The organism is Salinigranum halophilum (assembly GCF_007004735.1).
Lineage (GTDB): Archaea > Halobacteriota > Halobacteria > Halobacteriales > Haloferacaceae > Salinigranum > Salinigranum halophilum.
In genome coordinates, this window is sequence record NZ_SSNL01000007.1 from 1 (window position 1) to 15,997 (window position 15,997).

Genomic DNA, 15,997 nt, shown 5'->3' on the forward strand with positions numbered 1-15,997 from the left:
GTCCAGTGACACACCGGGTCGACCGGGTGTCACCGAACTACCAGGGCTAACATCAGATTCCGTCTTACGGCGGACCGCAGGGGGGGAATCCTCACGTATCGTTTCGGACCTGAACCAACGTGAGTCGGGGGTATAAACCCGTCGAACCTCGCTGGGAGTGTCCGAGGCGAGCGCGGGCCGAGTTGAACGGCCCACAGTCGCGTTGTGTTGTGTTTTACTTCCGCATCACACCGAAATGCCCTGGCACACTTAACCCCATCGAACCCGACTCGCGTCGAGGCCGGTAGGACCGAGCGTGTGGTGCATCGGGGAGATGCTGACACACCCGGCGTGACCCGGGTGCGTCCTTCGCATTACATCGAATGCCGGGGGAACATAAAAGGTCGTCGAACCACGGCCGCTTCGTCACTCGGTTTCACGACACACCTACTCATAAGCGAATGAGAGCGTGTCTCACGACTGGTCGGAGGCAGCAGTCGCTCGACGAACGGTCGACGACGCGTAGAGCTGTCGCGCGGCTGGAGGTCGGTCGGTCATCCCGCGCGTCGCGCGTGAGGTCGGACCGGGTGTTGGCCGCGCGTGCGTGGGTGCCCACGCGAAGGACAATACTCTTGCGTTGCATCCCGGAGGAGAGACTGGCGCACGTCGCGAGCACGGCCCTCCGGACGCTGAATCGGTCATCGTCGGGAGGCCACCGCTCTGGCCGACGCGACAAGCCCGAACGTCTCGGGTAGCTGCCAGATGGTTGCCTGACGGTGTAGACAACACTTATGTATATCCTATGTCGAAGCTTCGGTAGACACCCCCGATGGTCCGGAAAAAGAAGCTCAGCCCGAGTGGAGCTAAAGACGAGAACGGCGAGTACCACAACGTTCACCTCAATCTCCACGAGGACGAACTCACGGTCGCGGGCATGGAGATCGGCGACGAAGTGTTCGTCCGCGTCAGAGATGGGAAAATCATCATCCAGAAAGCAGACCCGGACGACGTGGAACACGACTTCTGACCCGGTTGTGAGACGACAGCTACACCCCGAGAGAGCGGAGAGACCACGCCAGGCGATGACGGTGGGTCGATGAGTCTCTACGACCTCGTCCGACCGGCACTGTTCGCCCTGCCCGCGGAGACGGCTCACGGCATCGGAACGCACGCACTGAGTGCCGCACAGGGGACGACAGTCGAGCGACTCGCTCGGAACCGTCTCCGTGTCGACGACGCGCGCCTCGCGACGACCGCCTTCGGCCAGTCATTCCCGAACCCCGTGGGCGTCGCCGCCGGCTTCGACAAGAACGCTGAACTTCCCCGGGTGCTCGCCGCGCTCGGCTTCGGTCACGTCGAGGTCGGAGGAGTGACGGCGGAGCGACAGCCGGGCAACCCGAAGCCGCGGATGTTCCGCCTCCGCGAGGACCGAGCGATCATCAACCGGATGGGGTTCAACAACCACGGGGCCGACGTCGTCGGGGAGCGCCTCTCGGCGGCCACGCTCCCGGACGTCCCCGTCGGCCTCAACATCGGGAAGTCGAAGACCACGCCCCTGGACGAGGCACCGAGCGATTATCTGTACACCTTCGAGCGCTGCGGAGAGTGGGTCGACTACAGCGTCGTCAACGTCTCCAGCCCGAACACGCCCGGCCTCCGCGAGCTACAGAACCGCGCTGCCCTCGAAGAGATCATCGGCACACTCCTCGACGCCGGCGCCCGACCACTCCTCGTGAAACTCTCGCCGGACCTCCCCGAGAGAGCGGTTGAGGAGGCGCTGGCCGTCGTGGACGACCTCGACCTCGACGGCGTCATCGCGACGAACACGACCACCTCCCGGCCGTCGAGCCTGCGCTCGCCCGAACAGGCTGAACGCGGTGGCCTCTCGGGGAAACCCATCGAACAGACCTCGACGTCGTTCGTCGAGTTCGTCGCGCGACGGACCGACGTCCCGGTCGTCGGCGTCGGCGGTATCTCGGACGCCGAGGGCGCGTACGCCAAGATTCGTGCGGGCGCGGCCGTCGTCCAACTGTACACCGCCCTCGTCTACGAGGGGCCGACCGTCGCTCGCGACATCAACCGTGGGCTCCTCGACCTCCTCGACCGCGACGGCTTCGACCACGTCTCCGAGGCGGTCGGCGTCGACCTTTAGGCGGAGACGTTCCCCCCGTCGGTTCGAGACAGTAGAACAGAACAGAGCGAGCGGTACGTCCCGCTACTGGACGATGACGACCGCGTGCTCGGCCTCGACCATCTCGCCCGAGCCGGTGTACTGTCGCTCCTCCTCGACGGTGAACATCTCCGCGGAGAGTTCGACGCCCGCCGCTCGAAGCGTCCCGTCGACGACATCGTACTCGCCGGCCTCGATGGCGGCGTCGATGTCGGACACCTGGTTCCCGAACTCGGGGCCGACGAGCGAGTAGTCGAGGTCGATACCGGTCACGACGGACTCGATGGGTGGCTCCTCGTCGCTCGTTTCTAGCTCGTCGACGTGCATCACACGCCGGATGTCCTCGGCGAAGCCGGCGATATCGCCGTACACCTTGACCGAGTCGAGGCTCGCGTTCATCGACAGCTGGTTGTCCGACTTGTACCTTCGAAGCGCGCTCACGACGTCGAGCGCCGTCTCACCCGCTTCGACGTTCGCGTCGAGCCCGAGCGGTTCGGGCCAGTCCGCGCGGTGGACGCTCTCGTCACCCACCGTACCGTACATGTCCCGCCACAGTTCCTCGGTGATGTGTGCGAGGAACGGGGCGAACAGCTTCAGGAACCGGCGGTGGGCGACCTGGAGCGTGTAGGCGGCCGAGTCGTCTTCCCCCTCGCGGATGCGCTGTTTCGCGATCTCGAGGTAGTCGTCACAGAACGTGTGCCAGAAGAAACTCCGGAGGCGGTCGCGCGCCTTCGAGAACTCGTACGCGTCGAGTTTCTCCGTGATGTACGCGACCTCCTCGTCGAGCGAGGCCAGCATCCAGCGGTCGAGTTCCTGTAAGTCGTCGTGGTCCATCTGCACCTCGTCGTCGGGGGTGAGCGAGTCGACGAGCTTCGAGGCGTTCCACAGTTTGCGGAGGAGCTTCTCGCCCGCGCGGAGTCCCTTCTCCTTGTAGGGAAGGTCGTCGCCGACGGCGCTTCCGGCGGCCCAGTAGCGCGCGGCGTCGACCGGGAACTTCTCGACGACCTCGTCGGGCGCGACGATGTTCCCGACCGACTTCGACATCTTTTGGCGGTTCTCGTCGAGGACCATCCCGTTTATCATCACGCTGTCGAACGGCACCTCGCCGGTGTGTTCGTAGCACTTGACGACCGTGTGGAAGAGCCAAAACGAGATGATGTCGTGACCCTGTGGCCGGAGGTTGACGGGGTACAGTTCCTCGCGTTCGACCTCCATCCGTCCTTCTTCGGGGTTCCACTCCCACCCGGCGTTGATGAGCGGCGTGAGCGAAGAGGTGGCCCACGTGTCGAAGACGTCGTCCTCGGGGACGAACGCGTCGTGCCCGCAGTCGGGACAGCTGTCGACCGGCGGTGCGTCCTGCAGGGGGTCCACCGGGAGCTGGTCGCGTTCGGCCATCACCGCGTGGTCACACTCGGCGCAGTACCAGACGGGGAACGGGATGCCCGACGAGCGCTGTCGGGAGATGGACCAGTCCCACTGGAGCCCCTCGATCCAGTTCTTGTACCGCGTGAACATCTTCTCGGGGTACCAGTCCATCTCTCGTCCCGCCTGGAGGTACTCCTCTTTCTTGTCGAGGAGCTTGATGTACCACTGCTCGGCGACGAGGAACTCGATGCTCGTCCCACAGCGCTCGTGGACGTTCACCGTGTGGGTGATTGCGCGCTTGTCGAGGAGCGCACCCGCGTCGTCGAGGTCCGAGACGATGTTCTCGCGGGCCTCGTCGGCGGAGAGGCCGACGTACTCGCCGGCCTCCTCCGTCATCGTGCCGGACTCGTCGATAGCGATGCGGAGGTCGAGGTCGTGCGCCTGGTACCACTCGATGTCGGTCTGGTCACCGAACGTACAGCACATGACGAGACCCGACCCGGTCTCCATGTCGACGCGCTCGTCGGCGATGATGGGGACCTCCTGTCCGAAGAGCGGAATCCGAGCGTGGTTTCCCACGAGGTGCTGGTTCTCGTCGTCGTCGGGGTGGACGAAGACGGAGACACACGCCGGGAGGAGTTCGGGGCGCGTCGTCGAGATGGTGAACGTCTCGGGCAGGTCGTCGTCGTCTTCGACGACCTCGAAGGCGATGTCGTGGAAGTGACTCGCCTGCTCGTCGTCCTCGGTTTCGACCTGTGAGATGGCCGTCTCACAGTCGGGACACCAGATGGTGGGTGCGCGCTGACGGTACTCGCGACCCTGGTCGTAGAGGTCCAAGAACGAGAGCTGTGAGATGCGCTGGACCTCCGGCGAGATGGTCTGGTAGGTCTCGTCCCAGTCGATAGAGATACCGAGGCTCTGCATCTTCTCGGTGAACTCGGCCTCGTACTGCTGGCAGACCTCGCGGCACATCTCCTGGAACTCGCGCCGGTCGTACTCCTGGTGGCGCACGTCGAGTTCGTCCTCCGTCAGTCGTTCGGAGGCGATGCCGTTGTCGTCGTAGCCGAACGGGAAGAAGACGTCTTTCCCGCGCATGCGGTTGAACCGAGCGACGAAGTCCTGGAGCGTGAAGCCGTAGACGTGGCCCCAGTGGAGGCTACCCGAGACCGTCGGCGGCGGGGAGTCGATGGAGAAGACGGTGTTGGGGTCTACCGCCTCTCCGTCGTAGGCGTAGGTGTCCTCTCGGACCCACTGCTCTTGCCACTTGGCCTCGACGGTGTCGGGGTCGTATTCTCCGCTCGGCATTCTCGGGTGGGTCTACCGCTTGCGCGCCTGTTAAACACCTCGGTTGGCCCCTCTCACCACCGAAGCCAGCGTGCGACCTCACCGGAGTGCGGCGAGTCCAGTGTCGAGGTCGGCGATGAGGTCGTCGACGTTCTCGACGCCCACCGACACCCTGACCAGCGAGTCGGTGATACCGAGCGCGGCGCGGTCCTCGGGCGTGAGCGGCGAGTGCGTCATCGTCGCGGGGTGTTCGATGAGGCTCTCCACGCCACCCAGACTCACCGCGAGCGGGAACGCGGTGAGCGAGCCGAGGAACGTCGCCACGCCGTCTAGGTCCGAGTCGACCTCGAACGAGAGCATCCCGCCGAAGCCGTCCATCTGCCGCGCGGCCAGGTCGTGCTGTGGGTGCGAGTCGAGCCCGGGGTAGTGAACGTGCGTCACGCGTGGGTGGTCCGCGAGGAACTCCGCGATGGCCCCCGCGTTGGCCTCGTGGCGCTCCATCCGGAGCGGGAGCGTCTTCACGCCGCGAAGCGTGAGATACGCGTCGAACGGCGAGAGGACGTTCCCCATGCCGACCTGCTGGAGGAAGCCGACCTCGTCGGCGAGACAGGCATCGTCGGTGACGACCGCCCCGCCGAGCGAGTCGGAGTGACCGTTGAGGTACTTCGTCGTGGAGTGGACGACCACGTCGGCCCCGAGTTCGAGCGGGCGCTGGAGGACGGGACTCGCGAAGGTGTTGTCCACACCGAGCACCGCACCCACGTCGTGGGCGAGGTCCGCGATGGCCCCGACGTCGCAGAGGCGCATGAGCGGGTTCGTGGGAGTTTCCATCCAGACGAGGCTCGTCTCCTCGGTGAGCGCGGCGGCGACGTTCGCGGGGTCGCGCGCGTCGACGAACGAGACGTCGACGCCCAAACGCTCCTCGAACAGTCGCGAGAGCATCGTCTTCGTGCCCCCGTACAGGTCCTCGAACGCGACGACGTGGCCACCGGGTTCGACGCAGGACATCACGGTCGCGACGATAGCCGAGGTCCCGGAGGCGAACGCCATCGCGTGCTGGCCGCCTTCGAGCGACGCCAGTCGGTGTTCGAGTGCGTTTCGGGTCGGGTTCGAGAGCCGCGAGTAGAGGTACTCCCCGGCGTCGGGGTCGAGCTCTTCCAGACTCGCGTCGGGGTCGATGTCGTCGATTTCGTACGTGGAGGTGAGGTGGATGGGGACGACGACGTCCTCGGCGGCCATCCGTCGACGGCCCTCGCCGTGGGTCACAGAACGGGTGTCGAAGTGCGAGTCCCGGGACATGGCTGAACCGATACGGGGAGAGGTGGTAGTCTTTTCGGCGTTTCTCAACAAACACAGAGATATAATACCTTAATGTAAAATTATTATTCGAGGTAATAAGACAGGGGCGCACCCCGTCACTCCGGGTCGAGCGGGGATACTCTCGGGGGAGCACCGACCGTCGCGTGGACCCCCACGAGGACCACGACGGCGACGACGACGATTCCCGCCTCGAGGGGCGACGAGAGCAACCCGAGGGCGACGATGAGTGTCGTCGCACAGGCGGGGGGATGGACGAGACCGGTCCGGCGCATGGCTGCGGTGGTGAGGACAACGGCGACGACGCCGCTGGCGACCAGCCTGAGTTGTGCGAGCGAAAAGGCAGGAACCGCCGACGTGATGAGCAGGCCCGACGCGAGCACGTGGTAGGTGAAGAGGCCGGCCCCGAGGCCGAGGAGATGCCCGCCGACGACCTTCCGCGGAGTCGCGTCCGCGGAGGACGCGGTCGCCAGCACGTAGCCGGAGGGACCGAGGCTCGGGAAGACGAACGGCCGACCGGTCGCCCACGCCAGGAGACCGACGACTGTGAGGAGAACTCCGGCGTACAGGCTCGGCCGTACCGTCTGGCGGTCCATAGTCGACCTGGTCGAGCCCGCGACGTAGACGCTTCGTTTCACGCCGATGAGGTCGCCCCGGAGAACGAGGTGAACACGACACCTCGAGACGCTTACCTGGGGAGGGGAGAGCAAGAGACCGACAGCGCGGCCTACTGCAGCGCGAACTCGAACCCTCAGCTTTTTCGGTCTCGTGGCGCCCGCTGTCGCTCGCGCACGCTCGACGCAAAAAGCTGGAGCAAAAAGTGGCCGAAGAGAGAGCTACTGCAGCGCGTCCAGCGCGAACTCGAACCCGGCGACGGGAAGTTCGAGGTCGTGTTCGACCAGCACTTCGGGGTGGAACTCGCCGACGACACCCACCGACTCGCCGTCGATGACGACGTCGGCAGCGCGACCGGGGATGAACGACGGATGCTCGGTCGCCGGGGTTTCGAGGTCAGCGTCGAAGTCGCGGCAGAGCGCAGCGAGACGGGCCTTCGCGTCCTCGTAGGTCGCGTCGTACCGGGCCAGGACACCGGCGACGTGTCTGGACTCGCGGACGTGCGTCGACTCGGCGGCGTCGACGTGGGCGACGAGGCCGATTTCGGCGAGGTCCTGCGGGTACGACCGGTGGGTGTTGTTCTCGAGCACCATCATCAGCGAGGGGAGCGCCCACGTCCGAAGCATGGTGTAGTCCTCGCTGTACGGTTCGGTGATGCTCACCGCCTCCTGTCCGCCGAGGGCGTCGTCGCCCTCGGTGAGGCGCATCCGGTCGTAGTTCTCTCCCTCAGAGATCATGTGGAAGTTCAGCAGGTCCTCGAAGCCGAGTCCCACGAGCGACGCGCGGGCGGCGTTCTCGAGGCGGGAGCGGTCGTGGCGTCCGCCGACGGTCGAGACGTCGGGGTACGTCGGCTCCAGTTCGTTGAAGCCGTACGCGCGGCCCACGTCGTCGATGAGGTCGAGCGGGTGGAGGACGTCGACCCGGTAGGGCGGAACCTCCACGTCGTACGCCACCTCGTCGCCGAGGGTGTACGTCGCGTCGAGCCCCGAGCGCTCGAAGAGGTCGACGACCTCCTCGCTGTCGAGGTCGACCCCGAGGACCGATTCGATGCGGTCGTGTGAGACCGTCTTCTCGTCGACCGAGAAGTCCGGACGGACGAGGTGGGCACCGTCGTCGGGTGCCCGGGCCTCGTCCGCGTACGCGACTTCGACCTGTTCGATGGTCGCCCCGCGTGCGGAGAGCGCGTAGCAGATGATGGTACACATCCGGTCGATGGTCCACTGGTCGGTCCCCGTGAGTTCGACGAGCAGGTCACGCGAGTCGGTGTCGACCTCGGTCCGACGGCCGTTGATGACCGGCGGGAACGAGAAGAGGCCGAGTTCGTCGTAGATGGCCGGGTAGCGGTTGTACTCACTCACGAGGTCGGCGTACGTCTTCCCCGTCGGGTGCTGTTCGAGGACTTCCTGCGGCGTGAGTTCGTCGTTCGAGTCGAGCGCGACGAAGCGGTCGCCGTCCGGCGCGACTCCCCTGTACGTGATGGTGTTGTCCCCGCCCTCGTCGGTGAGGACTTCACCCTTCAGCATCGCGAGGTCGTGGATACCGATCGCGCCTTTGGCGCGCTTGCGACCCATCGTCGCGTGGAGTTTCTCCTGGAGTTGGATGAGCGAGTCGAGGCCGGCCTCGTCGAGGTCGACCCCTCTGACGACGGCACCCGTGACGTAGGGACGTTCCTCGGGGACGGACGAGTCCACCTCGATGGTCCAGTCGGCGTCGTTCGTCTTCGGAATCGCGACGCCTCTGTCGCTTCCGTACTGGTACCGCAGCGACCGTGCGACACCCTCGACCGAGAGCCGGTCGAGTCGGTCGGGACCGAACTCCAGTTGCATCTTCCCGTCTTCGGTCTCGCCCTCGTACTCCAGGCCGAGTGCGAACAGGTCGTCTTTGAACGCCTCTTCGCTCTTCTCCTCGCCGGTGAGCCGCTGCAGTTCCTCGAGGGAGACGTCGACGACGGGCATCAGTGAAGCACCTCCGTCTCTCGCAGCAGGTCGAGGTCACACAGCGTCCCGTGCACGTCGCGGATGTCGTCGAAGCCGTACATGAGCATCAACAGGCGTTCCAGCGCGAGCCCCCAGGCCATCACGTCGCACTCGACACCGAGTGGCCGAAGCACCTCGTCGCGGAACATTCCCGAGTTGCCGATTTCGATGAGTTCGTCCGTCTCGGGGTGTCGGCCGAACAGCTCGAACGACGGCTCCGTGTAGGGGTTGTAGTGCGGTTTGAACTGGATGTCGGTGATGCCGAACTGGCTGTAGAACTCGGTGAACGTGCCCATCAGGTCCCGCACGGAGAGGTCCTCGGCCATCACCCACCCTTCGATCTGGAAGAACTCGAGGAGGTGTGTCGGGTCCAGCGTATCGTTTCTGTATACTTTCTCGACGGAGAAATATCGTTGTGGCGGCTCCAGTTCCCCGACCTCGTGTCCCGAGAGATACCGCATCGACAGCGACGTGGTGTGCCCGCGGAGGTCGACCTCCCGCGCCACGTCCTCGGTCCACGGGGAGTGATAGCCGTCGCCGTCCTCGCCCTCGCCGTTGCGGTGGGCGTCTTCGACCCGGGCGACCAGGTCCTCGGGGAGCTCTCGCATCGGCGGCACGTCGAGGGCGAACTGGTCCCAGTGGGTGCGGGCGGGGTGGTCCTGAGGCATGAACAGGCAGTCGTTGATCCAGAACTCCGCGTCGGCGTGCGGGCCGTCCATCTCCTCGAAGCCCATCCCCACCAGGACGTCCTTGACGCGTTCGGCGGTCTGCCTGAGGATGTGGGTCTTCCCGCCTCGGTGTTCGGGCGCGTCGGCCTCGACGTTGTAGGCGGTGAACTCCACGTCGCGCCACTCGCCGGAGGTCAGCATCTCGGGCGTGAGTCGGTCGACCGTCTCCGCGACCTCGACGCCCTCCAGCATGACGGCGTCGACACCGGCGTCGGTCAGGGTCACGGAACGGACGGTGCGCTCGTGTCGCTCGACGAGGTTGCGGGACTCAAGCTGGTCGAGCACGTCGGCGTCGACGCCGTCGACATCGCCGTCGTCGTGGAGAGCCGCGAGCGCGGCCGCCTCGGCGTCGGCGTCGGGGTCCGCGTCGTCGGCCGAGAGCTGCCCGCTCTCGATGGTACCGTACCCCTTGCGGGCGAGGTTGGCGAGCGCGACGTCGACCGCGCCCCCGTCGAGCCCCGAAGCGCCGATGACCTGCCCCATCGAGACGGGCTCGTCATGGGCACCCGCGTCGACGGCGGCGCGGTAGAGGCGGACCTCGGGGAGGCCCTCGTCGACGTACCGTTCGCCCTCGTCCGTGAGCGTGTAGTCGACGACGACTGCTTCGTCGACGGCGACGAGCCCCGCCGCTTCGAGTTCGAAGGCCGCGCCGGTGACGGTCTCGGGCTTCAGCGCCGTCGCGTCGGCGAGGTCGTCGATGGTCTGTGCGTCGTCTGCCGACGCGGTCGTGAGGACCGCGTGCTGGGCTTCCGGGAGTGTGCGTGTCATGTGTCGCGAGTGTCGGTCGGTGTGTGGTGGAGCGTCCGGTCGTCAGTTAGCCGTTGCGGGTCGTGACCAGCGCGTGCGTGCGGTCCGGTCGAGCACGCCGGTTTCGCCCGTCGCATCCCCTCGGATGCGAGCGAGGTCCGCCGGCGGTCAGCCCGCGAAGAAGAAGCCGAACCCCGCTTCCGGTGGCTGGGGAGCGGTCCGCCGCACGTGGGGTTCGGACACCATGTCAGTGGGAGAACGTCGCGCGGACAAAAACGTTGTGAGTGGGCGCGAGAGCACGGGCGGTGCGGACTCGACTCCCACGCGTTTCAGGGTGATTCGGCCTCGATGATCGCGGCGAGGTGGTCCAGTTCCACCGACAGGAGGCGGACGAGGTCGTCGAGCGTGACGATGCCGACGATGATGCCGTTGTCGTCGACGATGGGGACCCGGCGGACGCCCTCGACGTCCATCCGTTCGGTGAGTTCGAGCAGGCCGGCGCTGGAGGGCATCGTCAGGGGTTCGGCCGTCATCACGTCCGCGGCGGTGAGCGCCGTCGGGTCGGACTCACGAGCCATCGTCAGCGCGATGTCGCGGTCGGTGACGATTCCCACGACGCGGTTCGCCTCGGTGATGACGACGCTCCCGACGCCCTTCTCGTCCATCGTGTTCACCAACACGGCCACGCTGGCGTCCGGTCCTGCCGTCTCGACGCCTCTGATGGCGACGTCTTTCAGTGTCATCGTTCTTCCCTCGACGGAGTGTTGAAGCAGCGACAGTATAGCGTCGGCTGGTCGTTCCCGGAAGCCGAGAAGCCGACGCGGAGAGGTCAGGCGACGTTCCGTTCGTCCACGTCGGTACCGCGGGCGAACCGCTCACGGGAGAGCGAAGAGACGTCGAGGAGCGACGCCTCGCCGTCGAGACAGAGTTCGGCGACGAGTCTGCCCGTCGCGGGCGAGTGCTGGAACCCGTGGCCCGAGAACCCCCCGGCCGTCACGACACCGGGCTTCGATAGCTCGATGACGGGGTGGTGGTCGGGCGTGACGGCGTACAGACCGGCCCACCCCCGGACGATTCCGGAGTCCGGCCCGAAGTAGCGAGCCACGCGCCCGGCGTGTTCGACGGCGTCGACCGCCCAGTCGAGGTCCATGCCCGTGTCGTAGTCGTCGGGGTCGACGTCCGGGTCCTCGTCCGAAAAGTGCCCGCCGACGAGCGCCTGTCCCTCCCGCTCGGGGCGGAAGTACGACCCCGTCTCGAGGTCGATGGTGAGCGGGACGGACTCGGGAACCGGCGTCTCCGGTGCCACGACGGCGACCTGCCGCCGACGTGGGGCGATTGGTAGGTCGACGCCGTACAGGCCGCCGATCCGCCGGGCCCACGCGCCCGCCGCGTTGACGAACACGTCGGCGTCGAGCGTCTCGCCCCCGGCCTCGACCCGCACGTCCGCCGTCACCGCGTCACCGGTCTCGGTGACATCGACGGCCGTGATGGGCGTCTTCGTCCGGATGTCCGCGCCGGCCTCCCGCGCGGCCTGCGAGAAGCCCTGCAGTGCGAGGTGGGGGTCGGCGAAGCCGTCCGTGGGCGAGTACGTCGCACCGACGAACGCCTCGGCCCGGAGTTCGGGGCAGTGTTCCCGCGCTGCGGCGGGCGAGAGGAACTCGCTCGGGACGCCCCGGTCGTTCTGCATCCGCACCTGGTCGCGAAACTGCGCGGCGGTCTCTGCGGTGCGAGCGAGGAAGAGATATCCCGAGCGACGGTAGGCGATGTCGACACCGAACCGTTCCTCGAAGGAGTCCCAGACCGCCATCGAGGCGAGCGAGAGGTCGACGTTCACGGGCGTCGAGAACTGCGCGCGGATGCCGCCGGCAGAGCGGTCGGTGTTGCCGCTGCCGAGTGCCCCGGCCTCACAGACGGTCACTTCCGCGCCGCGGCGAGCCAGCGAGTAGGCGGCGGCGAGGCCGACGATGCCACCGCCGCAGACGACGACGCGCACGGATTCTATCGAGGGGCCGGAGGTATGAAGATTGCCCACAGTGGGGGGCGAACGGAGAAACGTTCACCACCCGCCCGTGAGAGCGACCACGTATGCGCGTCCTCACCGACAGCGACGTGAACGCGGTCCTCTCGCTTACCGACCTCCTCCCGGTCGTCGAAGAGGCGTTCGTGAAGCAGGGCCGTGGCGAGGTCGAACGCCCGCCGCGGCCACATTTCCCCATCAGCGAGGGTGAGACCGCAGGCACGGGTCTCGTGATGCCCGCCGCCATCCACGGGGCGTCGACGTTCGCGACCAAGGTGGCGACGGTCCATCCGTCGAACCCCGAACGAGGGCTCCCGACGGTCCGCGCGCAGGTACACGTCACGGACGCGGCCACGGGAGCGACGCGCGCGACGATGGACGGGAGTCGACTCACGAACGCCCGGACGGGCTGTATCGGCGGGCTCGCCGCGCGGGAACTCGCCGTCGACGGCCCGGTCGACCTCGCCGTCATCGGAGCCGGGGCGCAGGCGCGCTGGCAGACGCGCGCCATCGCGGCCGCGACCGAGGTGAAGCGGGTCCGGGTCTACTCGCCGACGCCCGCCTCCCGAGCGGCGTGCGCCGCCGACCTCCGTGGGGAGGGCCTCGACGCCGAGGCGGTCACCACGCCGGCCGAGGCGGTCGCGGATGCGTCGGTCGTCGTCACGGCCACGACGGCGACGGAACCCGTCTTCCCCGAGAGTGCCCTCGCGCCGGGAGCGCTCGTCGTCGCCGTCGGTGCGTACACGTCCGAGATGTGCGAACTCGACGCGACGACGGTCGAGCGGGCGGCGCGCGTCTTCGCCGACGTGCCCGAGGAGGTGGCCGAGACCGGCGACATCGCGGGACGACTCACGGTCGAGGAACTGCACCCGCTCTCGGCGGTGTTCGAGGGGCGGGCGGGACGAGAAGACGACGCGGAGCTGCTCGTCGTCGACAGCGTGGGGAGCGCAGTGCTCGACGCGGCCGCGGCGGAACACGTGCTCGAACGCGCAGAGGAGCGGGGCGTCGGGACCGTCGTCGGGGAGTGAGCAGCGGGGCGAGACGGTGGGACCGGATCAGTCGTCGGCCTCGCCCGCAACCCGCCGCCGCGGCGATTCGAGGTCGATATCGAGGTCGTCGAGGGCCGCTTCGACCTCCGCGCGTTTCTCCTGGTGCTCTTCGAGGAACTCCTTCATCAGGACCGCCGCTTGCTCTTTGCAGTCGCCACAGAGACGTTCGCCGCCGACGCACTCGTCGTACACGCGTTTGGCGAAGTCGTCGTCGTCGCCCGAGAGGAGGTACGCGTACAGTTCGTACACCGGGCACTTGTCGGCCTCGCCGCCGAGTTCGCGCTGCTTTTCCGCGGTGTCTCGGCCGCCAGTGGTCGCCGACTTGACCTTCGCGTAGCCGTCTTCGGGGTCGTCGAGGAGCGAGATGTGGCTCGCCGGGATGGACGAGGACATCTTCCCGCCCGTGAGCCCGGTCATGAACCGGTGGTAGATAGAGGAGGGCATCTGGAAGCCGTAGCCGCCGTTGTCGACTTCGACCTCGCGAGCGAGTTCCTCGGCGTCTTCGGGCGAGAGCTCGAACGCGTCGACGTGCTCGTCGTACCGCCGCTTCTCGCCCTCGATGCGCTCGACGAGGTCCTCGAACGCGTCGTCGGAGGCGTTACGGTCGAGAAAGCGCACGCGTGGACGAAGGGGTTCCATGCCGGCGTTCTGGAGCTTCTTGACCGCGGAGGCTCTGACGGAGTCGTCGAGTTCGGGGACGTCGACGGTGGGGCGGTCGGCGTCGAGCGTGACGGCGTCCGGGTCGACGAGATACTGCGCGCCGTGGATGCAGCGGACGTCCTGTTCCGCCCCTGCGCGGGCGACGAGGTGCTCGTGGGCTTCAGCGACGAGAGCCCGCTCGTCGTCGTCGAGTTCCTGGCTGAAGTACGCCTCGGTCACCTTGAAAAAGCGCATCCGGGCGGCGAGGTCACGGGCGAGACGGACGTGGGGGTCCTGGTCCGGACCGACCGGAATCACGGTGGGCTTCGGCTCGTCCATCTGCGGGTAGAGGATGTCCGCCATCTGCGTCACGACGCTCTGCATGTGGGAGACCGAAGTCTCGCTGTCGAAGCCGTAGATGCCCTCGAACTCCGCGAACCGGGCCTTCGAGCCGAGTTCGAAGGCGAGGTCCTGTACCTCGCGGTTCCCGGACTGGCGGTAGAGCGTGCCCTCCTCGGGGTCGAACCCGAGCGCCAAGAGCGAGAGCAGGTAGTCGCGGGCGTGCTCGTCGATTTCCGCCCAGGTGAGGCCGCGCGCGGCGTGCGCTTCGAGGTCCGCGATGAGGCCGTAGGCGTCGGCACCCTGCTGTTGGTGCCAGATGATCTCGTCGAACACCAGTTTGTGCCCGATGTGGGGGTCGCCGGTCGGCATGAACCCCGAGAGGACGGCTGCGGGTTCGTCGTTCCGGAGGGCCTCGGCCACCGGGCCGTAGTCGCGATGGCCGAAGATGACGCCGCGACGCATCAGGTAGTGGGGGTTCGGGACCGATTCGATGAGTTCGTCGAACTCCTCGATGCCGAACTCCTCGAACAGTTTCCGGTAGTCGGCGATGGTCGACGAGCCCCACGGGTCCAGCGTCACGTCGTCCGCGCCGGCGGCCGTGCCGCCGTCCGCACGCGTACGGGCTCGATGCTCGGGGGCGACTCCGGGGGCGTCCGCGTCCGCGTCTGTGTCCGTGGGTGTGTCGTCGGTCATGGGGTCAACCGGGCTACGGAGAGCCAGTCTACTCCACCGTTGGCGTCGGTCAGCGCAAAAACCATTCGTTTGCGAACCCCACCAGCGAGTCGTACGTCGAGCGAGAGCTCTCGCGGGAGGACGGTGTGGTCCGGGTCGAGGACGCGGACGAGCGAGTCGGAGTGCGAGAGGTCCGAAACCGTGGAGAAGGTCTCGTACACCCGGAAGTCGGCGCCGAACTTGAATCCGGACTTCGGGACACCGCCCTCGTCGCGGAGAGCCGTGTACGTCCGAAGTCGGCGGTCGAACCGGTCGCCTTCGACCTCGCGACCGCGCGCGACGACGGCGCTGTCGTCGGCCATCGGCTCGCCGGAGGCGTCGGTCACCGCCAGCGCGTCCTGTCGAACCAGCGAGGCGGCCTCCAGCAGAGAGAGTTGAAGCGGGCCGGCGTCGGCGTTCCGTCCGTAGAGCCGTTGCCCGTAGAAGTGTCCCTCGTACAGGGTCTCTGGCGGCTCCCACACGAGGACGCGATCGGCGAGGAGCGTTCCCTCGAGCTCCCGGGGAGGGTCGGTGTCGAGCGTGCCACCGGGTGCGTCGTGGGTGGTCTCGAAGTACGTGAGGTCGCCGTCCTCGTCGACGACGGCGAGGACCACGTCACCGAGCGCGCGGGGAGAGAGCGACTCACGTTCGCCGACGACGCGGACGCGATGGGCGACCTCGTCGTCCCACGGCCCGCTCCCGCGGGGGTAGACGACGAAATCGACGTCACTCGCGCGCTCGGTCTCGTCGGCGCGGCCGGCCGGAGAGAGGTAGAAGCCGCGGTCGCGGAGGTCCTTGTAGACGACGAACTCCAGGACGACGCCCGTGGTCGCGAGGAAGGCCCGGAAGTCGAGTGGTCTGCCTTCGAAGTCGACGCTGTCGAGGTCTCCACGCTGGAGCAGGTGTGCGGCCTCGACGGGGGCCAGTTCGAGCCCGTTGCCGCCGGTCGGCCGGCCGTACCCCCGCGAGTCGTAGAAGCGCTGACGGGCGTTACCGTCGAGCCGAACCGTCCGCCCGTCGGCGTCGAGCGTCGCGTGCATACCGCGCTTGCGGGTCGG

General features: G+C 67.2%; 12 protein-coding genes. 3 read left to right on the plus strand and 9 right to left on the minus strand.

Annotated elements, in window-relative coordinates:
• The first annotated feature begins 808 nt into the window (after positions 1-808).
• The gene (locus E6N53_RS18215; protein WP_103423765.1) at positions 809-1,006 is read left to right on the plus strand and encodes a SymE family type I addiction module toxin; all 198 of its coding nucleotides are present in this window, start codon (positions 809-811) and stop codon (positions 1,004-1,006) included.
• Positions 1,007-1,075: 69 nt separating this feature from the next.
• The gene (locus E6N53_RS18220; RefSeq protein ID WP_142860919.1) at positions 1,076-2,131 is read left to right on the plus strand and encodes a quinone-dependent dihydroorotate dehydrogenase; all 1,056 of its coding nucleotides are present in this window, start codon (positions 1,076-1,078) and stop codon (positions 2,129-2,131) included.
• A 63-nt stretch (positions 2,132-2,194) separates the two neighbouring features.
• Here E6N53_RS18220 and E6N53_RS18225 read toward each other — a convergent pair whose 3' ends face one another.
• From E6N53_RS18225 to E6N53_RS18255, 7 genes are all read right to left on the minus strand, one after another.
• Positions 2,195-4,819 carry a valine--tRNA ligase gene (locus E6N53_RS18225; protein WP_142860920.1) on the minus strand — a complete coding sequence of 875 codons (2,625 nt, stop codon included), beginning with the start codon at positions 4,817-4,819 and terminating at the stop codon, positions 2,195-2,197.
• A 78-nt stretch (positions 4,820-4,897) separates the two neighbouring features.
• Positions 4,898-6,097, minus strand: a complete 1,200-nt coding sequence (locus E6N53_RS18230; RefSeq protein ID WP_142860921.1) for a trans-sulfuration enzyme family protein — start codon at positions 6,095-6,097, stop codon at positions 4,898-4,900.
• A gap of 116 nt (positions 6,098-6,213) precedes the next feature.
• Positions 6,214-6,711 carry an HPP family protein gene (locus tag E6N53_RS18235; RefSeq protein WP_136592542.1) on the minus strand — a complete coding sequence of 166 codons (498 nt, stop codon included), beginning with the start codon at positions 6,709-6,711 and terminating at the stop codon, positions 6,214-6,216.
• Between the two features lie 240 nt (positions 6,712-6,951).
• Positions 6,952-8,685 carry a phenylalanine--tRNA ligase subunit beta gene (pheT, locus tag E6N53_RS18240; RefSeq protein WP_142860922.1) on the minus strand — a complete coding sequence of 578 codons (1,734 nt, stop codon included), beginning with the start codon at positions 8,683-8,685 and terminating at the stop codon, positions 6,952-6,954.
• Positions 8,685-10,202 (minus strand): phenylalanine--tRNA ligase subunit alpha, encoded by a 1,518-nt coding sequence (gene pheS / locus E6N53_RS18245; RefSeq protein WP_142860923.1) that lies wholly within the window; start codon positions 10,200-10,202, stop codon positions 8,685-8,687. The genes pheT and pheS overlap by 1 nt, the downstream gene beginning before the upstream one ends.
• Positions 10,203-10,510: 308 nt before the next feature.
• Complete coding sequence (locus E6N53_RS18250; RefSeq protein WP_136592539.1) at positions 10,511-10,924, minus strand: CBS domain-containing protein; 414 nt, start codon at positions 10,922-10,924, stop codon at positions 10,511-10,513.
• A gap of 86 nt (positions 10,925-11,010) precedes the next feature.
• The gene (locus E6N53_RS18255; RefSeq protein WP_142860924.1) at positions 11,011-12,174 is read right to left on the minus strand and encodes an NAD(P)/FAD-dependent oxidoreductase; all 1,164 of its coding nucleotides are present in this window, start codon (positions 12,172-12,174) and stop codon (positions 11,011-11,013) included.
• Positions 12,175-12,266: 92 nt separating this feature from the next.
• On the opposite strand from E6N53_RS18255, the gene E6N53_RS18260 reads away from it, so the two are divergent.
• Positions 12,267-13,226 (plus strand): ornithine cyclodeaminase family protein, encoded by a 960-nt coding sequence (locus tag E6N53_RS18260; protein WP_142860925.1) that lies wholly within the window; start codon positions 12,267-12,269, stop codon positions 13,224-13,226.
• A 27-nt stretch (positions 13,227-13,253) separates the two neighbouring features.
• On the opposite strand, the gene E6N53_RS18265 is transcribed toward E6N53_RS18260, so the two are convergent.
• Together E6N53_RS18265 and endA are read right to left on the minus strand one after the other, a co-directional pair.
• Positions 13,254-14,921 (minus strand): tryptophan--tRNA ligase, encoded by a 1,668-nt coding sequence (locus E6N53_RS18265; RefSeq protein WP_142860926.1) that lies wholly within the window; start codon positions 14,919-14,921, stop codon positions 13,254-13,256.
• Complete coding sequence (gene endA / locus E6N53_RS18270; RefSeq protein ID WP_142860927.1) at positions 14,918-15,979, minus strand: tRNA-intron lyase; 1,062 nt, start codon at positions 15,977-15,979, stop codon at positions 14,918-14,920. Before endA ends, E6N53_RS18265 begins: the two co-directional genes overlap by 4 nt.
• Positions 15,980-15,997 lie beyond the last annotated feature (18 nt).